The sequence below is a fragment of the Undibacterium sp. FT79W genome, from assembly GCF_014284215.1.
GTDB classification, from domain to species: Bacteria; Pseudomonadota; Gammaproteobacteria; order Burkholderiales; family Burkholderiaceae_D; genus Undibacterium; species Undibacterium aquatile.
Genome location: NZ_JACOGB010000028.1, coordinates 1 through 391, shown reverse-complemented (window position 1 = coordinate 391; position 391 = coordinate 1). Strand labels below are relative to the sequence as shown.

1 pseudogene is annotated in these 391 nt (G+C 46.0%); it reads right to left on the bottom strand.

From position 1 onward, the window contains the following. Positions 1-128: 128 nt before the first annotated feature. Positions 129-263: pseudogene (locus H8K38_RS18770) on the bottom strand (Tn3 family transposase); the annotation flags it as partial. Positions 264-391: the final 128 nt, after the last annotated feature.

The following is a 391-nucleotide window of genomic DNA, read 5'->3' as shown; positions in this document are numbered from 1 at the left end:
GGGCCAGATAGTCTTGTAGCAGGGTAGCTGGGAACGAAGTTGCTGCGGCAAAAAATAGAAATTCCCGAATTAAATCATATAGTTAAGCCAGTTTCTGCGGAATTTTAAGGAATCCCGGCCGACCCTCGTGTAAACTCAAAAGTTCCAAACAGATTGATATGTTGCCAGGCAACTGGTGATATCCTGCGCATCATTTCAATCGCCGTGTCATCCCCTGACCTTAACTTCTGTTCGTAGACTCGGGACAAAATTAGTGTGTTGTAGGGTAATCCCCCCATTTTTAATGCGGCCGATAAGTAGAGGCTAAGCGGCAAGTGCTAGCTTTTGTTTCGGGGTAATGCCGCCGATCCCAGTATTGGGACGATCATGATTGTAAGTCCATAACCATTTG